This window comes from Streptomyces sp. NPDC055243 (assembly GCF_044544025.1).
Taxonomy (GTDB): Bacteria; Actinomycetota; Actinomycetes; order Streptomycetales; family Streptomycetaceae; genus Streptomyces.
The window spans coordinates 368,788-390,399 of sequence record NZ_JBITWR010000007.1; the positions used below are offsets into that span (position 1 = coordinate 368,788).

At 73.4% G+C, this 21,612-nt stretch carries 19 protein-coding genes and 1 riboswitch; of the genes, 5 read left to right on the top strand and 14 right to left on the bottom strand.

Going from position 1 to position 21,612, the window contains the following annotated elements; all coding sequences use genetic code 11:
- Window positions 1-69: 69 nt before the first annotated feature.
- Complete coding sequence (locus ACIGXX_RS22650) at window positions 70-1,170, bottom strand: aminotransferase class V-fold PLP-dependent enzyme (protein WP_351162496.1); 1,101 nt, start codon at window positions 1,168-1,170, stop codon at window positions 70-72.
- Between the two features lie 76 nt (window positions 1,171-1,246).
- Between ACIGXX_RS22650 and ACIGXX_RS22655 the strand changes: the two genes are divergently transcribed.
- Window positions 1,247-2,335 (top strand): amidohydrolase family protein, encoded by a 1,089-nt coding sequence (locus ACIGXX_RS22655; protein WP_399978096.1) that lies wholly within the window; start codon window positions 1,247-1,249, stop codon window positions 2,333-2,335.
- Between the two features lie 96 nt (window positions 2,336-2,431).
- On the opposite strand, the gene ACIGXX_RS22660 is transcribed toward ACIGXX_RS22655, so the two are convergent.
- A complete protein-coding gene (locus ACIGXX_RS22660; protein ID WP_399978099.1) occupies window positions 2,432-3,316 on the bottom strand; it encodes a 2-phosphosulfolactate phosphatase in 885 nt (294 codons plus the stop codon).
- A 319-nt stretch (window positions 3,317-3,635) separates the two neighbouring features.
- On the opposite strand from ACIGXX_RS22660, the gene ACIGXX_RS22665 reads away from it, so the two are divergent.
- Entirely contained in the window at window positions 3,636-4,571 is a 936-nt protein-coding gene (locus tag ACIGXX_RS22665) for an SCO1860 family LAETG-anchored protein (protein ID WP_399978102.1), read from the top strand.
- Window positions 4,572-5,261: 690 nt separating this feature from the next.
- Here the strand turns inward: ACIGXX_RS22665 and cobC are convergent.
- The 4 genes from cobC to cbiE all read right to left on the bottom strand — a co-directional run bounded on the left by cobC (window position 5,262) and on the right by cbiE (window position 9,183).
- Window positions 5,262-6,332: an Rv2231c family pyridoxal phosphate-dependent protein CobC gene (gene cobC, locus ACIGXX_RS22670; protein ID WP_399978106.1), complete on the bottom strand. Its 1,071-nt coding sequence runs from the start codon at window positions 6,330-6,332 to the stop codon at window positions 5,262-5,264.
- A complete protein-coding gene (locus ACIGXX_RS22675; protein WP_399978109.1) occupies window positions 6,316-7,239 on the bottom strand; it encodes a sirohydrochlorin chelatase in 924 nt (307 codons plus the stop codon). Before ACIGXX_RS22675 ends, cobC begins: the two co-directional genes overlap by 17 nt.
- Window positions 7,240-7,498: 259 nt before the next feature.
- Window positions 7,499-7,903 carry a cobalamin biosynthesis protein gene (locus ACIGXX_RS22680; RefSeq protein ID WP_399978112.1) on the bottom strand — a complete coding sequence of 135 codons (405 nt, stop codon included), beginning with the start codon at window positions 7,901-7,903 and terminating at the stop codon, window positions 7,499-7,501.
- The gene (gene cbiE, locus ACIGXX_RS22685) at window positions 7,900-9,183 is read right to left on the bottom strand and encodes a precorrin-6y C5,15-methyltransferase (decarboxylating) subunit CbiE (RefSeq protein ID WP_399978115.1); all 1,284 of its coding nucleotides are present in this window, start codon (window positions 9,181-9,183) and stop codon (window positions 7,900-7,902) included. The genes ACIGXX_RS22680 and cbiE overlap by 4 nt, the downstream gene beginning before the upstream one ends.
- A 153-nt stretch (window positions 9,184-9,336) precedes the next feature.
- On the opposite strand from cbiE, the gene ACIGXX_RS22690 reads away from it, so the two are divergent.
- Entirely contained in the window at window positions 9,337-10,068 is a 732-nt protein-coding gene (locus tag ACIGXX_RS22690) for a ZIP family metal transporter (RefSeq protein WP_351161874.1), read from the top strand.
- A gap of 64 nt (window positions 10,069-10,132) precedes the next feature.
- On the opposite strand, the gene ACIGXX_RS22695 is transcribed toward ACIGXX_RS22690, so the two are convergent.
- The 8 genes from ACIGXX_RS22695 to ACIGXX_RS22730 all read right to left on the bottom strand — a co-directional run bounded on the left by ACIGXX_RS22695 (window position 10,133) and on the right by ACIGXX_RS22730 (window position 19,487).
- The gene (locus tag ACIGXX_RS22695; protein ID WP_399978120.1) at window positions 10,133-11,497 is read right to left on the bottom strand and encodes a cobyrinate a,c-diamide synthase; all 1,365 of its coding nucleotides are present in this window, start codon (window positions 11,495-11,497) and stop codon (window positions 10,133-10,135) included.
- Window positions 11,491-12,099, bottom strand: coding sequence for a cob(I)yrinic acid a,c-diamide adenosyltransferase (cobO, locus tag ACIGXX_RS22700; RefSeq protein ID WP_351161870.1), 609 nt, complete (start codon window positions 12,097-12,099; stop codon window positions 11,491-11,493). Before cobO ends, ACIGXX_RS22695 begins: the two co-directional genes overlap by 7 nt.
- Window positions 12,099-14,159 carry a putative cobaltochelatase gene (locus tag ACIGXX_RS22705; RefSeq protein WP_351161868.1) on the bottom strand — a complete coding sequence of 687 codons (2,061 nt, stop codon included), beginning with the start codon at window positions 14,157-14,159 and terminating at the stop codon, window positions 12,099-12,101. Before ACIGXX_RS22705 ends, cobO begins: the two co-directional genes overlap by 1 nt.
- Window positions 14,160-14,225: 66 nt before the next feature.
- A complete protein-coding gene (locus tag ACIGXX_RS22710; protein ID WP_351161866.1) occupies window positions 14,226-15,734 on the bottom strand; it encodes a cobyric acid synthase in 1,509 nt (502 codons plus the stop codon).
- Window positions 15,731-16,672, bottom strand: coding sequence for a cobalamin biosynthesis protein (locus ACIGXX_RS22715; RefSeq protein ID WP_399978125.1), 942 nt, complete (start codon window positions 16,670-16,672; stop codon window positions 15,731-15,733). Before ACIGXX_RS22715 ends, ACIGXX_RS22710 begins: the two co-directional genes overlap by 4 nt.
- A 121-nt stretch (window positions 16,673-16,793) precedes the next feature.
- A riboswitch (cobalamin riboswitch) is annotated at window positions 16,794-16,929 on the bottom strand.
- Between the two features lie 179 nt (window positions 16,930-17,108).
- Entirely contained in the window at window positions 17,109-17,360 is a 252-nt protein-coding gene (locus ACIGXX_RS22720; RefSeq protein ID WP_351161862.1) for a hypothetical protein, read from the bottom strand.
- 12 nt (window positions 17,361-17,372) lie between these two features.
- Window positions 17,373-18,647 (bottom strand): inorganic phosphate transporter, encoded by a 1,275-nt coding sequence (locus tag ACIGXX_RS22725; RefSeq protein WP_351161860.1) that lies wholly within the window; start codon window positions 18,645-18,647, stop codon window positions 17,373-17,375.
- A gap of 192 nt (window positions 18,648-18,839) precedes the next feature.
- Window positions 18,840-19,487 carry a GH25 family lysozyme gene (locus ACIGXX_RS22730; protein ID WP_399978130.1) on the bottom strand — a complete coding sequence of 216 codons (648 nt, stop codon included), beginning with the start codon at window positions 19,485-19,487 and terminating at the stop codon, window positions 18,840-18,842.
- A 184-nt stretch (window positions 19,488-19,671) separates the two neighbouring features.
- On the opposite strand from ACIGXX_RS22730, the gene ACIGXX_RS22735 reads away from it, so the two are divergent.
- The gene (locus tag ACIGXX_RS22735) at window positions 19,672-20,340 is read left to right on the top strand and encodes a class II aldolase/adducin family protein (RefSeq protein WP_361463470.1); all 669 of its coding nucleotides are present in this window, start codon (window positions 19,672-19,674) and stop codon (window positions 20,338-20,340) included.
- A 92-nt stretch (window positions 20,341-20,432) separates the two neighbouring features.
- On the top strand, window positions 20,433-21,569 hold the full coding sequence (locus ACIGXX_RS22740; RefSeq protein WP_351161856.1) for an alpha/beta fold hydrolase: 1,137 nt from the start codon (window positions 20,433-20,435) through the stop codon (window positions 21,567-21,569).
- Window positions 21,570-21,612: the final 43 nt, after the last annotated feature.

Sequence of the window (21,612 nt, forward strand, 5' to 3'; positions counted from 1 at the left end):
GGGGTGGACCGCCCAGGGAGGGCAGGGTAGACGCGGACGGGCCAGGGACGGCCAGGGGCGGAGGGGCGCCTACTGCCAGGCGGCCGTCACCGCGCGCCGCGCCGCTTCGAGGTCGACCGCGAGCCCGGCCTCGCCCATCGCGGCGCCCAGGGCGGCCAGCGATGCGTGCACGACGCCACGGGTCGCGTCCGGACCGTAGTGGTTCACCCGGATCATCTCCTTGGCCAGCGCGCCACCACCGGCGACCAGCGGAAGCACCGGATCCGCCGCGATCGCCTTGGCGACGAGCTGGGAGGCGTCCACCCCGGCCGGGGCCCGCAGCGTCGTGGCGACCGGAGCGGCGTCCCGCGCCTCATGGACGTACGGCACCAGGCCGCCGCCCAGGGCGATCGCGCCCGCACGGGTCGCGGCGGCGGCGGTGGCGTGCCGCGCCATCAGCGCGTCCAGGCCCTCCGCCTCGATGCGCTCCACGCACGCTTCCAGGGCGAGCATCTCCAGCTGGGCCGGGGCGTGCAGCAGGGCCTTGCGCCCGCCGTCGATCCAGCGCTCCTTCCAGTCCAGGAGGGAGAGGTAGGAGCGGCGCGGCGCCTGCGGGTTGGCGGCGAGGCGCGACCAGGCCCGCTCGCTCACGGAGACGGCCGAGACGCCCGCGGGGCCGCCCATCGCCTTCTGCGCGCCGATCACACACAGGTCCACGCCCCACGCGTCCGGAAGCAGCGGCTCCGCAGCCACCGACGCGACGGCGTCCAGCATGAAGAGGGCGCCGTGCTCGCGTACGACCTCACCGATCTCGGCGACGGGATTGGTGTTGCCCGTCGCGGCCTCGGCATGGACGAGCGAGACGAAGTCGATCTCGGGGTGCGCGGCGAGCGCCTCGCGGACCTGCTCGGCCGTCACGGCGGTGTGGAAGGGGACGGCGAGATCGACGACCGTCGCACCGCAGTCCCGCAGCCAGTTCCCGAAGGTCTGCCCGTAAGGGCCCGTGATGACGTTCAGGGCGGTCGTGCCGGGCTGCGCCGCACCCCGGATACAGCCCTCCAGGGGAAGCAGCGCCTCGCCCTGCATGATCACGACGTCCTGGTCGGTGGAGAGCAGCCCGGCGACGCGCTCCTCGATGGAGGCGAAGTGCTGGGCACTCAGGGGTGCCAGGTCAAGGAAGGGGTGCGTCACGGTGCTGCTCACTTCGCTCACGAGTTCGTTCGGGCTGCCGGTCCGAGCGTACCGACAGGCTCCTAAGCTGCTGTACATGAGCGATCACACGGTGCTGCACGTGAAGGGGCGGGTGCTCGTCGGCCCGGACGAGGTCCGGGACGAATTGTGGGTGGTCGGGGGCCGGGTGACGTACGACCGCCCGTCGGCGGCGCCGGACGTCACGATCCAGGGCTGGACGCTCCCCGGCCTGGTCGACGCGCACTGCCACGTGGGCCTGGACACGCACGGACCGGTCGAGGCGGACGTCGCGGAGAAGCAGGCGCTGACCGACCGCGAGATCGGCACCCTCCTGATCCGCGACGCGGGCTCCCCGTCCGACACCTGCTGGATCGACGACCGCGAGGACCTCCCGAAGATCATCCGGGCGGGCCGCCACATCGCGCGCACGCGCCGCTACATCCGCAACTACGCCCATGAGATCGAGCCTTCCGACCTCGTCGCGTACGTCGCCCAGGAGGCCGGGCGCGGCGACGGCTGGGTCAAGCTGGTCGGCGACTGGATCGACCGCGAGGCGGGCGACCTGACGGCGTGCTGGCCCAGGCCCGAGGTGGAGGCGGCGATCGCCGAGGCGCACCGGCTGGGCGCGCGGGTGACGGCGCACTGCTTCGCCGAGGATTCCCTGCGGGACCTTGTAGAGGCGGGCATCGACTGCATCGAGCACGCCACGGGCCTCACCGAGGAGACCATTCCGCTCTTCGCCGAGCGGGGCGTCGCGATCGTGCCGACGCTGGTGAACATCGCGACGTTCCCCGCTCTCGCGGACGGCGGCGAGTCGAAGTTCCCGAAGTGGTCGCGGCACATGCGGCGGCTGTACGAGCGGCGCTACGACACGGTGCGGGCCGCGTACGACGCGGGCGTGCCGGTGTACGCGGGCACGGACGCGGGCGGTTCGCTGGCCCACGGCCTCGTCGCCGCCGAGGTGGCGGAGCTGCGGCTCGCCGGTATCCCGGCGGTGGACGCCCTGTCGGCGACGACGTGGGGGGCGAGGTCCTGGCTGGGGCGGCCGGGCCTGGTGGAGGGGGCGCCTGCGGACCTGGTGGTGTACGAGGCCGATCCCCGGGAGGACGTGGGGGTGTTGGCGGCGCCGCGGAGGGTCGTGCTGAACGGGAGGGTCGTGGGGTAGCTGGCGCGCCAGTTCCTACGGTGTGTGAGGGGCGGGGGGCTGATGGTGGAACCCCGTTTCAGGACGGGGCAGGGCTGGGGGAGCTGGGGAGCTGAGTCAGTTCGGGGAGTTGGGGGAGTTCGGGGGGTTCGGGGTGTCGGGGGAGAAGAAGCCCTCGGCCGCCAAGACCGGCACCCTCTCCGAAGCTCCCGACTCCACGGCCACCGCGACATCCTCCGCGAAGCCGGAGGCCCGCAGCTCCCGCCCCGACGCGCAGTCGGCGACCGCCGACGCGACATCCGCACAGGACGCGTACGAGGCGGCCGCCACGGCGGCCTCCGGCGAGACCCGGGCTCCGTTCACGGCGGAGCCGGCGGTGGCGGCGGCAGCGGCGGTGACCGCAGGGGCGACGGCGGAGGCGACCGCGGAGATGATCGCCCCCGCCCCCAGCAGATCCTCCAGGGCGGGGCGCAGGCTCCCCTCGGCCCACCGCTCACCCGCGGCGACCACGGCAACCGGCCGCTCAGGCCCCCCGTACCCCTGACCCGCGAGCCAACTCCCCACCGCCGCGGCGTTCCTGAGGCACCCCGCGACCACCGTGCCGGACGTACCTGCCGCGGCGGCGATCGCCGACCCGTTGGGCGAGGGCAGCACCAGGCGGGGCGTGAAGGGTGCCAGGCGCAGGGCGGCGGGGGAGAGGGACCACGGCGATGCGGCGGTCACCGCCCGCCGCCCCACCGCCAGTTCGGCGTCCCGCTCGGCGGCGAAGGCGACGGCGCTCTCGTCCCTCCACGCGTACGGGAAGACCTTCGTCCCGGCGTCCACGGCGACGGACACCGCCGTCGTGAACGACAGCACGTCGACGACGACCAGGCACGCCACGTCACCGGCCGCCATGAGCCGCCGGGCCCCCTCGGGTCCCCACTCGAACCGCACCCCGTACTCGCCCTGCGCGGACCATTCCTCGCCGCTCGCCCGTTGCGTCTGCTGCATCTTCCCCATGTGCCTCATATTGACGGAGCGTTACGCGCGAGGCCCTTGGTTCGTTGCACATGATTCGGCCACGATCCAGCTGTCGACCGATGTGTTCGAGCCAGGGAGTTGCTCAGGTGGCTGGAGGGAACGTCCGTGCCGAAAGATTCGAAAGCAGGGGCGGAAACCTCCCTTTGGAGTGAACTCACGCTTGGTCGCTGGCTATTCACTCTCAGTGCGTAAAGATTCCCCCTGTCGATGTTGCCGGTGTCGCGCTCAAGCGATGTCCCCATCCAGCGAAGCGCGAGGCTTCCGGCGACTCCGTAACTCTTGTGGGGGTTCCACCACCTTGAACAGCAATGCCTTCCGCCTGCCCGCACGCCGTCTCGGCGTGATCGCCACCGCCACGGCCCTCGTCGCGGGACCCATGGCGCTCGCCACCGCGGGCATCGCCTCGGCGACGGGCGGCGACAAGGGCCGGGCGAACGCCGTCGTGCTGCGCACCGGGCTCGACGTGTCCTTGCTCAACAAGACCCTGAACGTCCCGCTCAGGGTCTCGCTCAACGACGTACAGGCGCCGGCCAGCGCCGAGAAGACCGCGCTCACCGCCGAGCTGGACGGGATCGACGGCGGTCGGCCGTTCAGCGTGCTGCGGGCGGACGTCGCCACCGCGAAGGCGACCGTCGAGAAGGGGAAGGCGGAGGGGTACAGCAACATCGCGCGGGCCAAGGTGCATGTGCCGGGTCTGCCGCTGCTGTCCCTGATCGAGGTCGAGCAGGTGACGTCCAAGGCGGTCTGCGCGGCGGGCAAGCGGCCCGTCGCCGAGTCGAACCTGCTGGGCGGCGTGACGGTGCTCGGCAAGAAGGTCACGCTGTCGGCGGGCGGCACGACCCAGGTGACGGTGCCGGGGGTCGGGGAGGTGCGGCTCGACCTGTCGAAGACGCACACGACTTCGCGTACCGCGGCGGCGACCGCGCTGGAGCTGAAGGTGTCCGTGAACCCCCTGAAGCTGAACGTCGCGGAGGTGGAGGGCACGGTGACGCTGGCGGGCGCGTCGTGCGAGACACCGGCGGCAGCCGCGAAGCCGGAGCCTTCGGCGCCGGTGAAGCCGCAGGGCGGAGCGGAGGAGAAGCCGGTCGTCGCGAAGCCGGAGAAGCCGGCCGAGGCGAACCTCGCCGAGACCGGCGGCAACTCGTCCACGCCGTACCTGGTGGGCGGCGGAGCGGCACTGCTGGCCGCGGGCGGCGGAGCACTGGCACTGGCCCGCCGGGCGCGGAAGGGCTGAGGCGGGGTCCCCTGCGGGGCGTTCTGGGGCTCCGCCCCAGACGCCGGGGGCTGACGGCTCGGGGGCTGAACCGTGGGCGGACGCCCGCTGGCAACAGACCGGGGGTCTCCTGCCCCCCAAGCCCCCGGTCTTCAAGTGCCGGAGGGGCTGAACGGCGCGGGGGCAAGATCGTTGGTGGGTGCCCGTCTGCAACAGGCCCGGGGTCTCCTGCCTTCAGGTCCCCGCTTTTCAAGCGCCGGAGGGGCTGCAATGCGGCGCGGGGGCAAGATCCTTGGTGGGTGCCCGTCTGCAACAGGCCCGGGGGCTCCTGCCCTCAGATCCCCGCTCCTCAAGTGCTGGAGGGGCTGCAATGCGGCGCGGGGGCAGAGCGTGGGTGGGCGGCCGTCTGCAACAGATCGGGGGGCTCCTGCCCCCAGGCCCTCGCTCTTCAAAGGCCGCAGGGCTGCAATGCGGCGCGGGGGCCGCAAGATCGTTGGTGGGTGGCCGTCTGCGACGGGCCTGGGGGCTTCGTCCCCAGGCTGCCGCTCCTCCAGTGCCGGAGGGGGTGAACCACTCCGGCCCGGGGCTGGATGGTTCCAGCCCGTCCGGCGTTTGAGGACGAACTCGGCGGAGCCGGTGATCGACGGCAACCAAGGCCCCTGCGCCGAGCGGGTTTTCGGGAAGGGGCGGGGTTGGGGAGAGGAAAGAGCCCTAGCTCCCCAACACCTCCCTCAAGACCCCAAGAAGCCGATCCGTGGTCCCCCGGTCCCGCACCGCCACCCGAAGCCACTCATCCCCGAGCCCCGGAAACGTATCGCCACGCCGCAAGGCGAACCCCCGCTCCCGCAGGCGTGAGCGGAGGGCCGGGGCCTCGGGCGCCCGGAGCAGGATGAAGGGCCCCTCGGCGTCCTCCAGGGCCCGCACCCCCAAGGGGACGAACTCCCGGAGCCCGCCCAGGAGATAGGCCCGGTCGGCGGCGATCTGCAGAGCCGCGGCGGAAGCCTCCCGAAGCGCCGCAGGCGCCACGCACGCCTCCGCCGCCACAAGCGCGGGAGAGGAAACCGGCCACAAGGGCTGCGCCGCCGCCAGCGCCGCAACCGTCTCCGGCTCCGCCAGGACGTAGCCGATCCGCAGCCCCGCAAGCCCCCACGTCTTGGTGAGGCTCCGCAGCACCACCAGACCCGGTACGTCCGTACGGCCCGCCAGCGCCTCCCGCTCACCCGGCACCGCGTCCATGAACGCCTCGTCCACCACCAACACCCGTCCGGGCCGGGCAAGTTCGGCGATCGACTCGGCCGGGTGGAGCACCGACGTCGGGTTCGTCGGATTGCCGATCACGACCAGATCGGCGCCCTCCGGGACCACCGCCCCCGAGAGGCGGAACCCGTCCTCCTCACGCAGCAGAACCCGCCCCACCACATGCCCCGCGTCCCGCAGCGCCGCCTCGGGCTCGGTGAACTGCGGGTGCACCACCACCGGCTGACGCACCTTCAGGGCGCGGGTGAGCAGTACGAACGCCTCCGCCGCGCCCGAGGTGAGCAGCACCCGGTCCGGCGTCACGCCGTGCCGGGCGGCCACCGCCGCCCGCGCCGCCCGGCCGTCCGGGTAGGCGGCAAGACCGTCGAGCGAGGCGGCGAGGCGCTGCTTCAGCCAGGCGGGCGGGGTGTTCGCGCGGACGTTCACCGCGAGGTCGGTGAGGTCGCCGGCGCCCCGGACCTCGGCATCGCCGTGGTGCCGCAGGTCCGGTCCGGCCTCGTGTTCGGGTTCAGTGGGAGTGCGCATGAGATCCGTCTTGGTGAAGGTGTCCGTGGTCGTGTCCCTGGCCGTCGTGTCCCTGGCCGTCGTGCCCGCGGCTGAGGCTGTGCCCGCGACCAAGGCTGTGCCCGCAGTCAAGGCCGTGCCCGAGGCCAAGTGGCCCATCATCGGCGCCCGCCGCCTCCCGATAGCGCTCCATGACGAGGTCGAGCAGCTCCTCCTCGGGGCCGATCACCTCCGCCGAGCGCACCTCGATCTCCGGATGCGCCGCCGCCCAGCCCTCCGTCTGCTGGAGGAGCCGCTCCGGCAGGGCGCCGGTGAACAGGAAGTAGGGCAGGACCACGATCCGCTTCGCGCCCAGGAGTACGCAGCGGTCGAGGCCCCACGGCACGTCCGGCGCCGCGAGCGACACGAACGCCGTCTCCACACCCGCGTATCCGCGCCCCTCCCACAGCAGCCGGGCCGCCCGGTGGACCTCGGCGTTGGCGTCCGGGCCGGTCGAACCGGGACCCACGAGCAGGACCGTGACGTCGGCGCGGTCCTGGGGCGTGCGGGCGGCGCCGCCGAGCGCCTCGTCCAGGCGGCGGCCGAGGACCTTCAGGAGCGAGGGGTGCGGGCCGAGCGGGCGGCCGCAGGTGTAGGAGATGCCGGGGTGGCGCTCCTGCTCGCGGGTGAGCGCCGCGGGGATCTCGCCCTCGGCGCGCGCGGTGGGCGCCAGCGTCAGCGGTACGGCCGCGAAACGTTTCACGCCCCGCTCGACGAGGCCGGTGACCGCGTCCCCCAGCGGTGGGGGCGATGGTTCGACGAAGCCCCCGGCGACCGGGAGTTCGGGGTTGCGGCGGGCGAGCTCCTGCACGAAGTCCCGGAAGGCGGCCGCCCCGGCCTCGTCCCTGGTGCCGTGGCCGGCGATGAGCAGTGCGGGCGGGGTGGTCACTCGGCGGACTCCTTGATTGCTTTGCTTGTTTCGTTCAGCTGCGACGCGGACGCGGACGCGGACGCCGGATGCGGTGTGGACGCGTACGCCGCATGAGGCGCGGACACGAACGGCGCCTCGCATGCGACACGGATCTCGCGGGCCGCTGTGGCGCGCGCCGCAGTGTCCCGGGCCGCAGTAGCACCGACCGTCGTCACAACCGCCTCGGTCATCACCATCGCCTCGACCGTCCCGCCCACCTCACCCGCCCCGCCCACCATCATGCCGACCCGCCCCGGACCGAGCCTCGCACGACCGCGCAGGTCGCCATGGACGCACGCCCTTCCGGCGCCGACTTCCGCTTGGGCACGAGGAGTTCGCCGCCGCCGCACAGCGCGGCGGCCTCCGCCACGGAAGGCGTGCCCACGGCGGCGAGCGGCGCGGCGGAGGGGTTCGGCACGGCGACGCCGGCCAGCTCATCGGCCGAGTACGCCACGACCGGCACCCCGAGCCGCGCCGCCGCCCCGACGACACCGGGTTCCGCGGCCTTCGTGTCGACGGTCGCCAACGCGGTGACCGAGGCCGGGGAGAGCCCCGCGTCCCGGAGGGCGTCCCGGACGAGTCCGGCGACTTCCTCGGCGGGCACCCCCTTGCTCGCGCCGACGCCCACCACGAGGCCGCTCACCGAACGGCCCCCTCGGGCGCGGACGACGAGGGGCGCGTGCCCCACAGCAGGAAGACCGGATTGGCCGCCGCGAGCCGCGAGACCTCACCGGGCAGCGGCGCGAGCCGCGACGACTGGAGCATGACGCCGTCGCACTCGTACCCGGCACCGCTCAGCGCGGCCCGCACCACGGGCACCCGGTCGATCGCAGCCATGGCGACCACGACGGTCCGCCGCGCCCGCCGTGCGCACGCCGTCACTATGGCGGGCAGCTCACGGCCGCCGCCGCCGATGAACACCGCGTCCGGGTCCGAGAGGTCGGAGAGGACCGTGGGCGCCGCCCCGTGCACGGCACGGACGTCGACACCGTGCAGGGCCGCGTTGGCGCGGACGCGCTCCACGCCGTCGAGGGTCTTCTCCACGGCGACGACGGCCGCGCCGAACCGCGCGCACTCCACGGCGACCGAACCCGATCCCGCGCCGATGTCCCACACCAGGTCACCCGTGCGCGGCCCGAGCCGGGCCAGGGCGAGCGCCCGCACCTCGAACTTGGTGATCATCGAGTCGCGGTGGGCGAACTCGTCCTCGTGCAGGGCCCACCGGGTGGGGGAGAGGCGGGGCCCGGCGATGGCGTGCGCGGGCGCGATGGCCCGTTCCTCGTCCAGGCAGAGGACGACGTCCACTCCGGAGCCCCAGTCGCGGCCCGCGGCCTCGGCGGGCGTGACCCGCTCGACGCGCTCGCGCCCCGGGTCGCCGAGGGCGGAGGCGACGACGAGGGTCCGGGAGTCGGTGCGGCGCGTCAGCTCGGCGCCGAGTTCGGCGGGACCGCTGCCGGGGCCGGTCAGGACGGCCACCTTGGGGTGCGCGCGGCAGACGTTCACGGCGGTGCGCAGATCACGCCCGTGCGCGCTCACCACCACCGCGTCGTCCCACGGCAGCCCGATCCGCGCGAAGGCCCCGGCGACGGACGGGACGCCGGGCCGGATGTCGAGCTCGGCGGGCCCGAACCGTTCGGCGAGCGCCCGCACGATCCCGAAGAACCCGGGGTCCCCGGCGGCGAGCACGACGACACCGCCGCCCTCCGTCGCCCCGTCCGCCTTCGCCAGGTGCTCCTCGACGGCGTCGAGCGCTGGGTCCAGCGGCCCGAGCACCACCCGGGCCGTCCCCGGCGGCAGCCGGACGGCGTCGATGTGACGCCGGGCCCCCACGACGAGCCCCGCGGCGCGCACCGCCTCGTGGGCCGCATCGAGGGCCGACGCGTCGAGCGGCGCACCCGTCCCCGTACCGACGACAGTGATCATGAGGCGGCCTTGAACCCTTCGGCGGCGGCCCGCTCGTGGACGGTGTCGGCCATGGGTGGGGATTCCTCTCGTACGAGTGAAGAACGGGCGGTGTCTGCGTCACCGGTGGGCGTGGATGTGCGGGGCAGGGGGTGAATCGGCTAGCAAGGGCGCATGGCGGTGTTCGTGGCGCTCGGCGCCTTTGTGATGACCCTGGTGGGCGGCTGGACGGCCCAGCGGGTCACTGACCGGCGCCACCTCGTGCTGGGGCTCGCGGGCGGCCTGATGCTCGGCGTGGTCGGCCTCGACCTGCTGCCGGAGGCGCTGGAGGCCGCGGGCGGCCCGGTCTTCGGCGTCCCCGCGGCGCTGCTCCTGTTCGTCGCCGGCTTCCTCACCGCGCACCTGGTGGAACATCTCCTCGCGGGCCGCCACGCGGCCCACGGGGCGGACGAGCACGAGAACGGCCGGGTCCCCCAGGTGGGCCTCACGGCCGCCGCCGCGATGGTCGGCCACAGCGCCATGGACGGCGTCGCGATCGGCGCCGCGTTCCAGGTGGGCGGCGGCATGGGCGTGGCGGTGGCCGTCGCGGTGATCGCCCACGACTTCGCGGACGGCTTCAACACGTACACGCTCACCAGCCTGTACGGGAACGCACGGCGCAAGGCCCTCGCGATGCTCTTCGCGGACGCGGTGGCCCCGGTGGCGGGCGCCGCGTCGACGCTCCTGTTCACCATTCCGGAGCAGCTGCTCGGCGGCTATCTCGGCTTCTTCGGCGGCGCGCTGCTCTACCTGGCCGCCGCGGAGATCCTGCCGGAGGCGCACCACGAGCACCCGGCGCGCTCGACGCTGCTGTGCACGGTGGCGGGAGCGGGCTTCATCTGGCTGGTGGTGGGCATCGCGGAGTGAGGCCGCGGCGCGGACCGAGGTCACGGCGCCCCGCCCCGCACCCCGTCCCCCGCCGGCCGGCCGCTCATGCCCCGCACCTCTCCACGAACCGTCGGGCCACACCGGGTTCGGCGGCCCAGTGCGTGTGCAGATAACTCGCGTGCACACCCTGTTGTACGAAACCCTCGACGCGCCGTTCAGGGGAGTGCATGCCCCAGGCGGGAGCCGCCCCGGCGCCCGGCTCGACGACGGTGCGGTGGAACTCGTGCCCGCGCATCCGGGTCCCGACGGCCGCGAGCGGGCTGTCGGACACGGCGACGGCCTCGCGGTAGCCGAGCGTGAGCCGCTCGGACATCCGGGAGCGGGCGTCGAGCACGCCGCACATCGGCTTTCCGTCCAGCTCCCGGGTCAGGTAGAGCAGCCCGGCGCATTCGGCGGCGACGGGCGCCCCGCTCAGCGCGAGCTCGGCCACGGCTTTCCGCAGCGGCTCGTTGGCGGAGAGCTCGGGCGCGTACACCTCGGGGAACCCGCCGCCGATGATCAGCCCCGCGGTGCCGGGCGGCAGTTCCTCGTCGTGCAGCGGGTCGAAGGCCACGACGTCGGCGCCCGCGGCGGTGAGCAGCTCGGCGTGCTCGGTGTAGGAGAAGGAGAACGCGGCCCCGCCGGCGACGGCGACGACCGGCCGACGGGCGGCGGCCCGCGGCCCGTCCAGCGCCGGTGGCGCCGCCGCACCCGGGTCCCACGTCTCGCCGGTCATCGCGGGCGCACTGCGCGCCAGCGCGAGGATCGCCTCCAGGTCGCAGCCCTCCCGCACCCGGGAGGCCAGCGCGGCCACCGACCCGACGGCCTCGGCCTGCCGCTCGGCCACCGGGACGAGCCCCAGATGCCGCGAGGGCGTCCTGGCCTGCTGCACCCGTCCCAGGGCGCCGAGGACGGGCACCCCGGACTCGCCCAGGGCCTCCCGCAGCAGCGTCTCGTGCCGTGCGGAGCCCACCTTGTTGAGGATCACGCCCCCGATCCGCACCTCGGGGTCCCAGGACGCGAAGCCGTGCACCAGCGCGGCGACGGAACGGGACTGCGACGACGCGTCGACGACGAGCACCACGGGCGCCCGGAGCAGCTTCGACACGTGCGCGGTGGAGGCGAGTTCACCCTGTCCGGACGCCCCGTCGTACATCCCCATGACGCCCTCGACCACGGCGAGGTCGCTGCCGCGGGCCCCGTGGTTGAACAGCGGCGCCACCATCCCCGGACCGCACATGTAGGCGTCGAGGTTGCGCCCGGGGCGCCCCGTGGCCAGCGCGTGATACCCGGGATCGATGTAGTCGGGCCCCACCTTGTGCGGGGACACGGCGAGCCCGGCCTCCGTGAAGGCGGCCATCAGACCCGTGGCCACGGTCGTCTTGCCGCACCCGGAAGACGGCGCGGCAACGACAAGCCGAGCTACCACTCGATGCCCCTCTGGCCCTTCTGACCGGCGTCCATCGGGTGCTTGACCTTGGACATGTCGGTGACGAGGTCGGCGAACTCGACCAGGGCCTCCGGTGCGTAGCGTCCGGTGATGACGACGTGCTGATGCCCGGGACGGTCCCGGAGGACCTCGATCACCTCGTCCACGTCGATCCAGCCCCAGTGCAGGAGATAGGCGAACTCGTCGAGGACGTACAGCTGGTAGGTCTCGGCGGCGAGGTCGCGCTTGACCTGCTCCCACCCCTCGCGGGCCTTGTCCTCATGGCTGGGCTCGCCCTCGGCGGGCGCGCGCTGGATCCACGACCAGCCCTCGCCCATCTTGTGCCAGTCGACGGGGCCGCCCTCGTCGCTCGCGCCGAGGACCTTGAGGGCGTTCTCCTCGCCGACCTTCCACTTCGCCGACTTCACGAACTGGAAGACCCCGATGGGCCACCCCTGATTCCACGCTCGCAGCGCCATCCCGAAAGCGGCGGTGGACTTTCCCTTGCCGACCCCGGTGTGCACCATCACCAGCGGCCGGTTGCGCCGCTGACGCGTGGTCAGCCCGTCGTCCGGCACCACGTTCGGCTGTCCCTGAGGCATCAGGCCACGCTCCTCATCCGAGTTCCAGTTACGTCCTTGACGAGCCCGGCGATGGACTCCGCCCGCAGTTCGTCCAGCGTCACGACGGTGCCGCCGAGCTCGCCCGCCAGCTGCCCCGCGAGCCCGAGCCGCACGTGCCCCGACTCGCAGTCGACGACCACGGAGGCGATCCCCGCGTCCGCGAACAGCCGTGCGGCACGGCCAGCCCTGGCCACCGGCTCCACGCCTCCGGTGGCCCTGCCGTCCGTGACGACCACGACCAGGGGGCGCCGTGCCGGGTCCCGCAGCCGCTCCACGCGCAGCACGTCGTGCGCCTTGAGCAGCCCGGCGGCGACGGGGGTGCGCCCGCCCGTGGGCAGCGTCTCCAGGCGCGCGGCGGCCGCGTCGACGGAAGAGGTGGGCGGCAGCGCCACCTCGGCGTCAGAACCGCGGAAGGTGACGAGCCCGACCTTGTCCCGCCGCTGGTAGGCGTCCAGCAGCAGCGAGAGCACCGCGCCCTTCACGGCGCTCATCCGCTGCCGCGCCGCCATGGACCCGGAGGCGTCCACGACGAAGAGCACGAGGTTGCCCTCACGCCCCTCCCGCGTCGCCTGCCGCAGATCGTCACGGCGCACGACGAGCCCACGCCCCGAGCGACCGCGCGCCCGCTGATGCGGGGCCGCGGCCTGCACGGTGGCCGCCAAGTGCAGTTTGGTGAGCGCCCCTTGCGGGCGCCGGGCCCCGGTGGTCCGCCCGTGCTCGGTCCGCGCCCGGGAGCGCCGGCCCGCCGCGCCCTCGCCCAGGCCGGGCACGCTCAGCATCTTCGTACGGAACGGCTCGGAGGCGCGCACGGCCTGCTGCTCACCGCCGCCGGTACCGGCAGCGGGTGCCTGCGCGGGGGAGGAGTCTTCGTCCTGCCCGCTCCCGGCGTCGTCGGCGGCCGGTGCGTCATGGGCGTCACGCTGGTCGGGCACGTCAGGGGTGTCGGGCCCGCCCTGCGGTGGCTGCCCGCCCCCGCCGGGGCCGTCGCCGTCGGGGTCGTCGTCGCCGTCGTCCCCTCGGTCACTGCCGTCGTCGGCCTGCTCCAGCGTGTCGTCGAGCTTGTCCTCGTCGAGCCCGGGGGCGTCGAAGGGGTTGCGCCGACGCCGGTGCGGAAGCGCGAGGAGAGCGGCCTGCCGCACATCCTCGGCGAGCACGTCGTCGCGCCCCGCCCAGGCGGCAAGCGCCGTCGCGGTGCGCGCCATCACGATGTCGGCCCGCATCCCGTCGACCTCGAAGGCCGCGCAGGTGGCGGCGATCTGCCGCAACGCCTTGTCGCCGAGCCGCACGTGAGGAAGCAGCGCCCGCGCGGCGACGATCCGCTCCCGCAGCTCGGACTCGTCGTCGTGCCACCGCGCGGCGAAGCCTTCCGCGTCGTCGTCGTACGCGAGCCTGCGCCGCACGACCTCGACCCGCTGATCGGTCTCGCGCGACGCGGCGACCTCGACGGTGAGCCCGAACCGGTCGAGCAACTGCGGGCGCAGTTCGCCCTCTTCGGGGTTCATGGTGCCCACGAGCAGGAACCGTGCGGCATGCCGCACGGACACGCCCTCGCGCTCCACGTACGAGGCGCCCATGGCGGCGGCGTCCAGGAGCAGGTCGACCAAGTGGTCGTGCAGCAGGTTGACTTCGTCGACGTAGAGGATGCCGCGGTGGGCGTCGGCGAGCAGGCCGGGCTCGAAGGCCTTCACGCCCTCGGAGAGCGCCCGCTCGATGTCGAGCGCCCCGACCAGACGGTCCTCGGAGGCTCCGACGGGCAGCTCGACCATCCGTGCGTCCCGCACCGACGCGCCACCGGCGTCGTGCGGACCGTCGGGGCAGGCGGGGTCGGGGGCGGCCGGATCGCAGGAGAAGCGGCAGCCGGCGACGACGGGCACCTGCGGCAGCAGGGCCGAAAGGGCGCGCACGGCGGTGGACTTGGCGGTGCCCTTCTCGCCGCGTACGAGCACGCCGCCGACGGCGGGCGACACGGCGTTGAGCAGCAGGGCGAGCCGCAGGTCGTCCTGCCCGACGAGAGCGGTGAACGGATAGGGGGTACTCACAAGGCCTCCATGGCGTGGTTCGGGGCGGGGCAGGGGACAGCGGGTCTCACCGGTCCCCCTCCGCGGTCATGAGGGTGCCCCCGGTGCGATGAAGGGGAGGCCGGACGGGGGGCCGTTCTCGATCAGGCCGAGCAGCGCGTCGGTGTCCGCGTGCTCCTCGATCAGATCGCCGAGCAGATCGAGCTGCTCCTCGCGCAGGGCGCCGAAGCTGGTGTCGGGCGCGGGCACGAAGCGGCGTCCGGCGGCGCGGGCGACCTCGGTCAGGAAGCGGCGCCGGAACGCGTCGCTCTCCAGGGAGCCGTGCCAGTGCGTGCCCCACACCTCGCCGACGCGGCAGCCGTCCAGGAAGGGCTCTCCGCCCAGGACTTCGGCGACGCCGTGATGGATCTCGTACCCCTCGACGGGTTCGCCCAACGCCTCGCCGACCGGCCGCGCGAGGGTCTTCTCGCGCTCGAACCGCACGCGCACGGGCAGCAGCCCGAGCCCGTCCACGGCCCCCGCCCGCGACTCGACGTCGTCCTCGATGTGCTCGCCGAGCACCTGGAAGCCGCCGCAGATCCCGAGCACGGGCCGCCCCTCGGCGGCGCGCCGCGCGATGGCGTCCGCGAGACCGCGCTCGCGCAGCCACTCCAGGGCGCGCACGGTGCCGCGCGTGCCCGGCACGACCACGAGATCGGCGTCGACGAGCTCGTCGGCCCGGTCCACGAACCGCACCACGACGCCGGGTTCGGCGGCCAGGGCGTCCACGTCCGTGAAGTTCGACATCAGCGGCACGGCACAGACGGCGACCCGCAGCACGTCCTCACCGACCGGCGGGGTGACGGCGGACTCGCGCACGGCGCCCCGCAGGGACACCCGCAGGCCGTCCTCCTCGTCGATGCCGAGGCCGTGCTGGAAGGGCAGCACACCGAACGTGCGCCGCCCGGTGAGCCCGAGCAGCATGTCGAGCCCGGGTTCCAGCAGCGAGACGTCGCCCCGGAACTTGTTGACGAGATACCCGGCGACCAGTTCCTGGTCCTGTGCGCTGAGCAGCGCCGTCGTCCCGAAGAAGGAGGCGAAGACGCCACCGCGGTCGATGTCGCCGACGACGAGGACGGGGAAGCGGGCGGCCCGCGCGATCCCCATGTTCACGATGTCCGTGCGCCGCAGATTGATCTCGGCGGGGCTGCCCGCGCCTTCGCAGATCACGGCGTCATAGCTGCCCCGCAGTTCCTCCAGGCATCCCACGACGGTGGAGAGCAGCGCTTCCTGCCGTCCACCGTGGTAGCCGCGTGCGCTCATCTCGCCCACGGCCTTGCCCATCAGGACGACCTGGCTGCTGCGGTCGCTGCCGGGCTTGAGCAGCACGGGGTTCATCAGCGCGCTCGGCTCGACCCGGGCGGCCTGCGCCTGCATGGCCTGGGCCCGTCCGATCTCGGCGCCTTCGCGCGTGACGAAGGAGTTGAGGGACATGTTCTGCGCCTTGAAGGGCGCGACGGAGACCCCCTTGCGGGCCAGCCACCGGCAGATGCCCGCGGTGACGACGCTCTTCCCCGCGTCCGATGTGGTCCCGGCCACGAGCAGTCCACCACTCACGAGGCGCCGCCTTTCCGCATAGTGCTCACCACTGCCGCGACCCCCAGGGCCAGCAGTCCGACCCGCCGCGACAACCGCACGGCCCGCTCGATGTCCGTCACGTCGACGGCCCGCCCGCTCGTGTTCAGGACGGGCCGGTGCTCGACCCGGCCTCCGTACGAGAGGCTCCCCCCGAGCCGTACCCCCAACGCCCCGGCGAAGGCGGACTCCACGGGCCCCGCGTTGGGGCTCGGATGCTTGGCCGCGTCCGCGCGCCAGGCGCGCAGGGCTCCCTTCGGAGCGTCCCCGGCGACGGCGGCCAGCACCGCGGTGAGCCGGGCGCCCGGCCAGCCCAGAACGTCGTCGAGCCGCGCGGAGGCCCACCCGTAGCGCCGGTACCTCACGGACTTGTGCCCGACCATGGCGTCGAGCGTGTTGACGGCACGGAAGGCGACCAGCCCCGGCACCCCGCCGACGGCGCCCCACACGAGCGCACCGACCACCGCGTCGGAGGTGTTCTCGGCGACGGACTCGACCACGGCCCGCGCGATGCCGTCGGCGTCCAGAGCCTGCGGATCGCGCCCGCACAGATGCGGCAGCCGCTCCCGCGCCACCTCGACGTCCCCGGCGGCGAGCGCCCCGCCGATGGCCCGCGCCTCACGCCCCAGCGAGGTCCCGCCGACCACGGCCCAGGTCGTGGCGGCGGTCAGCGCGACGGACGCGGCGCGTGAGTCACGTACGAGAGAAGAGGCCAGGGCGGCGGCACCGGCCGCGCCCCCGGCGCACACCACGGCGTGCAGGGCGCCCCACCCGCGGTGGTCACGCCACAGCACACGCTCGACGGCGCCCGCGGCCCGGCCGAACGCGGCGACCGGGTGCCCGCGGCGAGGATCGCCGAGCAGCAGGTCACCGAGGAGGCCGGCGGCGGCGCCGTACGCGAAGTCGCGGTCGGCACGCACGGGTTCAGCCGACCGGAAGGAGGAGAGGAGCGAGGGGCCCGGCCTGGAAGGGCAGGGGCACAGAGACCGGCAACGGGCGGCCGCGCATGGCGATATGTCCTCACTCAGGGTGTCCGCGCCCTGGTTCGACGTGACCGGCGGCGAGAGTTCCTGGCTTCCGAGGAGGGGGCTCCCCGATGACAGTGGCGGGACCGCGCCGGATTCGCACCGGCTTCCTCTCCTGCCGCCGTAATGGCTCCGGCAGTCCACCACGCCCGCGAACGCCCGTCAACTTGCCGTTGACCTGGTACGGGAGAGTGTGCCGAGGCCCACATGGGGCCGGTTTCCCGGCGTCGGCGTGCGTCGGCGCGGGCCGGGCACGGCGGACACGCGAAAGCCGGGTGGGACGCACTCGTCGAGGCGTGTCCCACCCGGCTCCCGTGAGGCCGAAGTGCCGTCAGGCGACGATCAGGTAGATCCCGTACGCCACGGCCGCCAGGCAGAGCGCGAAGCACGCGTACGCGCCCGTGCGTGCCGCCACGGGGACGGTGCCGGCGGTGGTGCCGGCGGTGGTGGAAGAGGCGCCGGACGTGGCCGCCTCGCGCTTGGAGAGGCCGACGATGCCGAGGGTGAACAGGCCCACCAGGGCCACCGTCACCCCGAGGCTGACTCCGAACACGGAGCCGAGAGCTGCCCAGTCGATGTTCATGGTGAGTTGTCCTTACACCGTGGCGGGCCGGGCGGGATCCGCCACGGTGCCGGTCGGGGCCGGGATGGTGGCCTTGACGAAGTCGACGTCGGCGCTTGCCACGGCCGACCCGGTGGGCGGCGGCGAGACGGCGGCCATCGCGGTGGTCACGACACCGGCGGGCTCGGCGCCGGAGGGGCCGCCGATCTCGTCGTCGGCGACGTTCGTGTGGTCGACGGCGTTGCGCCGGGAGAGCACCCAGATCACGGCCGAGCCACCGATGAGCAGCGCGGCGGTCGCCGCGACGCCCCAGGGGCCCTGCTTGGTGAGGAACTCCGCGCCCGCGCCGACCAGACCGGCGGCCGGGAGCGTGAGGCCCCAGGCGACGAACATGCGGGTCGCCGTGGACCAGCGGACCACACCGCCCTTGCGGCCGAGGCCCGCGCCCATCACGGCGCCCGAGCAGACCTGGGTGGTGGAGAGCGAGAAGCCGATGTGCGAGGAGGCGAGGATCGCGGTCGCGGCGCTGGTCTGGGCGGCGAAGCCCTGCTGCGGCGCGAGGTCCGTCAGGCCCTTGCCCATGGTGCGGATGATGCGCCAGCCGCCGAGGTAGGTGCCCAGCGCGATGGCGACACCGGCCGAGACGATGACCCACATCGGGGGGTTGGCACCCGGGTTCAGGACGCCGCCGGTGATCAGGGCGAGCGTGATGATGCCCATCGTCTTCTGCGCGTCGTTCGTGCCGTGCGCCAGCGAGACGAGGCCCGCGGAGGCGATCTGGCCGGTGCGGTAGCCCTTGGCGGTCGCCTTGGTGTCGGTGTTGCGCCCGATGCGGTACGTCAGGCGCGTGGCCAGCGTCGCGGCGATGCCGGCGACGAGGGGCGCGGCGATCGCGGGGATCAGGATCTTCGTGACGACGGTGCCGCCGTCGATCGACGACCAGCCCATCGACATGACCGCGGCACCGATGAGGCCGCCGAAGAGTGCGTGGGAGGAGCTGGAGGGCAGGCCCACCAGCCAGGTCAACAGATTCCAGAGGATCGCGCCCACCAGGGCCGCGAAGATCACCTCTGTCTTCAGTCCGTCCTCGTTGACGATCCCGCCGGAGATCGTCTTGGCGACCTCCACCGACAGGAAGGCGCCGACGAGATTCAGCACGGCGGACATGGCCACCGCCGTCTTGGGCTTGAGGGCGCCGGTCGAGATGGTGGTGGCCATCGCGTTGGCTGTGTCGTGGAAACCGTTCGTGAAGTCGAACACGAGAGCGGTAACGATCACGATCCCGAGGAGAAGCGTGATGTGTTCCATTTACCCAGGCTTCTGTTGGACGTCAGTGGCAAGTGGAACGTAGGCAACCTGGGTGAACGGAAAGTGAACTGGGCCGGGCCGTGCGGTGACCCAATTCGGGGCACCGTCACTCCGGTTCCGCCGGGGTCCTGCCGGGGATCGGCCGGAGTGGCGGTGCGAGGCCCGGAATCCGGGCTTCCGAGGGTGTCTGGGCTACCCCCGGGCGAACCTCTTCAACTGGTTCGGCGAGCCGTTGAAGAGATTCTGGTCACCCGGCAGTCTGCCGCCGTTGTCGTACTGCCAGATGGTCAGGTGCGACCAGCCCTTGGGCAGCGCTCCCGACGTCGACGACCAGCGTGCCAGCCACAGCGGGTGATGCGCGCCGTAGGCCCGGCTGCCGCCCGTGCAGGTGTTCCACCACTTGGTGGTCGTGTAGATCACGGGGCGCCGCCCCGTCCGCCGCTTCACCTCGTCGCTGAAGGACTTGATCCAGTTGACCATGCCGGTCCTGCTCATGCCGTAGCACTTCCGGCGGCTGTACGGATTGTGCTCGATGGCCAGGGCCGGCGGCAGTGTCATGCCGTCCGCCCGCCACCGTCCACCGTGCCTCATGAAGTACGCGGTTGCCCGACTTCTTGCCCGACGACTTGCTCGGCACGGCGAAGTGACGAAGCGTGCGCCCTTGCTCTTCGCCTTCCGCCAGTCGACGTTCTTCTGGTGCGACGAGACGTCGTGCCCTCTCGCCTTGCCCGCCGCCGAAACCGGAATCTCGGCGAGGGCGGTCCCCCCGAGGGCCAGAGTCGCCACCGAGGCCGCGATGACGCGGGCGCGGTGGCGGGACGGTTTGTGGTCACGAGCCATATTTCCCCCCGGATGACGACGTATGGGACAAAACCCCCAGATGGTATTGGAAGATCATTCAATGTCGGTCGACCACCGGCCAAGCCAATCAGTGGCAAAGGGTGTTTTGTGCCGATGCGTGCTCTTACGGACTTCTGGGCTCCGCACTACGGTGGCGCGGCCCGGCGGCTGGCAGGATCACGGCATGACGGAGCAGCAGGGCGACGACCGGCAGGACGCGATGGAGCGGGCGTGGGACGAGCTGGTGGCGGCGGCCCGCAGAACGGTGGCGGACGGCCTGGTGGTCGGCACGTCGGGCAACGTCTCGGTGCGCGTCGGCGGCACGATCCTGGTCACCCCCAGCGGCGTGCCGTACGACCGGCTGGGGCCGCGGGACGCGGTCGGTGTCGACGTGGACGGCAACCAGCTCTTCGGCGATCTCGCCCCCACCAGCGAACTGCCCATGCACCTGGCGGTCTACCGCACCACGTACGCCAAAGCCGTGGTCCACACCCACGCGGTGCACGCCACCGCCGTCTCCACCCTCGTCCCCGAGCTCCCGCCCATCCACTACATGGCGGCCGCCCTCGGCGGCCCGGCCCGGGTCGCCCGGTATGCGCCCTACGGCTCCGAGGAGTTGGCCGAGAACATGCTCCGGGCGCTCAGGGACCGCACGGGCTGCCTGCTCCAGAACCACGGAACCATCACCTACGGAGACACCCTGGACCAGGCGTACGACCGCACGGCGCAGCTGGAGTGGATGTCCCGCCTGTGGCTGACGGCCAGCGCGATCCCGGGGCACGCCCCGACGCTCCTGTCCGCGGGCCAGCTGAGGGAAGCGGAGGACAGACTGCGGGGCTACGGGCAGCGCTGAGGGCGCGCGCGTCCGGCGGCCGACATCACTCCGCATCACTCCGGGAGCCCCGCCCACTGGCCCTGGCACCCCCCGGGCCGGACACTGGGCAGGTGCGCCCAGCCAAAGCGACGGCAACGGCCGTCACCGCCGTCACCACCGCCCTCCTGGGCGGCGCAGCCGCCGTCGCCGCGGGCCGGTTCGCCAGCAACGCCGCCCTGAAGGCACCCGCGGGCCGCCCGCTGCCCACCGAGCCGCGCCTCACGGTCCACTCCACGGCCGCCGGCCAGATCACCCTGACCCGCGCCCTCGCCAGCCTGCGCCCCGGCACGTACGGCCTCAGCGGCAACGGCAGCCACGCGGTGATCGGCCCCGTCCTGGACACCGCCCCGCACGCGGCGGACACCGTCGTACGCCGCCTGGAGCGCGTCACGCACGGCTCCCTGGACCCCGGCGACAAGGTCTGGCTCACCCCGCAGGTCCACATCGGCGACCCGCACGCCGCACTGGGCATCGACCACGCGGACATCGACGTCCCCGGCGAACTCGGCGGCCTGCCCGCCTGGTTCGTGCCGGGCGTCCGCGACACCTGGGTGATCACCGTGCACGGCCTCGGCACGACCCGCGAGCACCCCATGGTCGTCATGGACTTCCTGCACCGCCAGCAGTTCCCGGTCCTCGACCTCGCCTACCGCGGCGACGTCGGCGCGCCCCGCTCCCCGGACGGCCTGGGCCACCTCGGCGAGACCGAGTGGCGCGACCTGGACGCCGCCATCCGCTACGCCGTGCGCTACGGCGCCGAGAACGTGATCCTGCACGGCTGGTCCACCGGCGCCGCCATGGCCCTGCACGCCGCCGCGTACTCGGCCCTGCGCGACCGGATCAGCGGACTCGTCCTCGATTCCCCGGTGCTCAACTGGGAGACCACCCTGCGCGCGCTCGCCGCGGCCCGGCGCACGCCGGGCCCGCTCCTGCCGCTCGCGGTGCGCGCCGCCCAGGGCCGCACGGGCCTGCGCGGCGACCGCATCCTGGAGGCCGCCCACCCCGAGGTGCTCAAGGTCCCCACGCTCCTCTTCCACGGCCCCGACGACGTGATCGCGCCCTGGGCGCTCTCCCGTCAACTGGCCGCGCGGCGCCCGGAACTGGTCACTCTGCACACCGTTCCGGATGCGCCCCACGGAGCCATGTGGAACGCCGACCCGACGGGCTACGAAGAGGCCCTGCGGCGCTTCCTCACGCCTCTGATGTAGCGAGCGCAACCCCCTCGACCGAGCGTTGCGGAGCGTCACCAAG

What these genes read in the sequence shown, in the direction of transcription:
- cobO (WP_351161870.1), bottom strand. Translation starts at nt 12,099, where the DNA reads ATGCCTCAGGGACAGCCGAACGTGGTGCCGGACGACGGGCTGACCACG.
- ACIGXX_RS22655 (WP_399978096.1), top strand. Translation starts at nt 1,247, where the DNA reads ATGAGCGATCACACGGTGCTGCACGTGAAGGGGCGGGTGCTCGTCGGC.
- ACIGXX_RS22720 (WP_351161862.1), bottom strand. Translation starts at nt 17,360, where the DNA reads ATGAACATCGACTGGGCAGCTCTCGGCTCCGTGTTCGGAGTCAGCCTC.
- ACIGXX_RS22735 (WP_361463470.1), top strand. Translation starts at nt 19,672, where the DNA reads ATGACGGAGCAGCAGGGCGACGACCGGCAGGACGCGATGGAGCGGGCG.
- ACIGXX_RS22725 (WP_351161860.1), bottom strand. Translation starts at nt 18,647, where the DNA reads ATGGAACACATCACGCTTCTCCTCGGGATCGTGATCGTTACCGCTCTC.
- ACIGXX_RS22730 (WP_399978130.1), bottom strand. Translation starts at nt 19,487, where the DNA reads ATGGCTCGTGACCACAAACCGTCCCGCCACCGCGCCCGCGTCATCGCG.
- ACIGXX_RS22690 (WP_351161874.1), top strand. Translation starts at nt 9,337, where the DNA reads ATGGCGGTGTTCGTGGCGCTCGGCGCCTTTGTGATGACCCTGGTGGGC.
- cobC (WP_399978106.1), bottom strand. Translation starts at nt 6,332, where the DNA reads ATGCGCACTCCCACTGAACCCGAACACGAGGCCGGACCGGACCTGCGG.
- cbiE (WP_399978115.1), bottom strand. Translation starts at nt 9,183, where the DNA reads ATGATCACTGTCGTCGGTACGGGGACGGGTGCGCCGCTCGACGCGTCG.
- ACIGXX_RS22660 (WP_399978099.1), bottom strand. Translation starts at nt 3,316, where the DNA reads ATGGGGAAGATGCAGCAGACGCAACGGGCGAGCGGCGAGGAATGGTCC.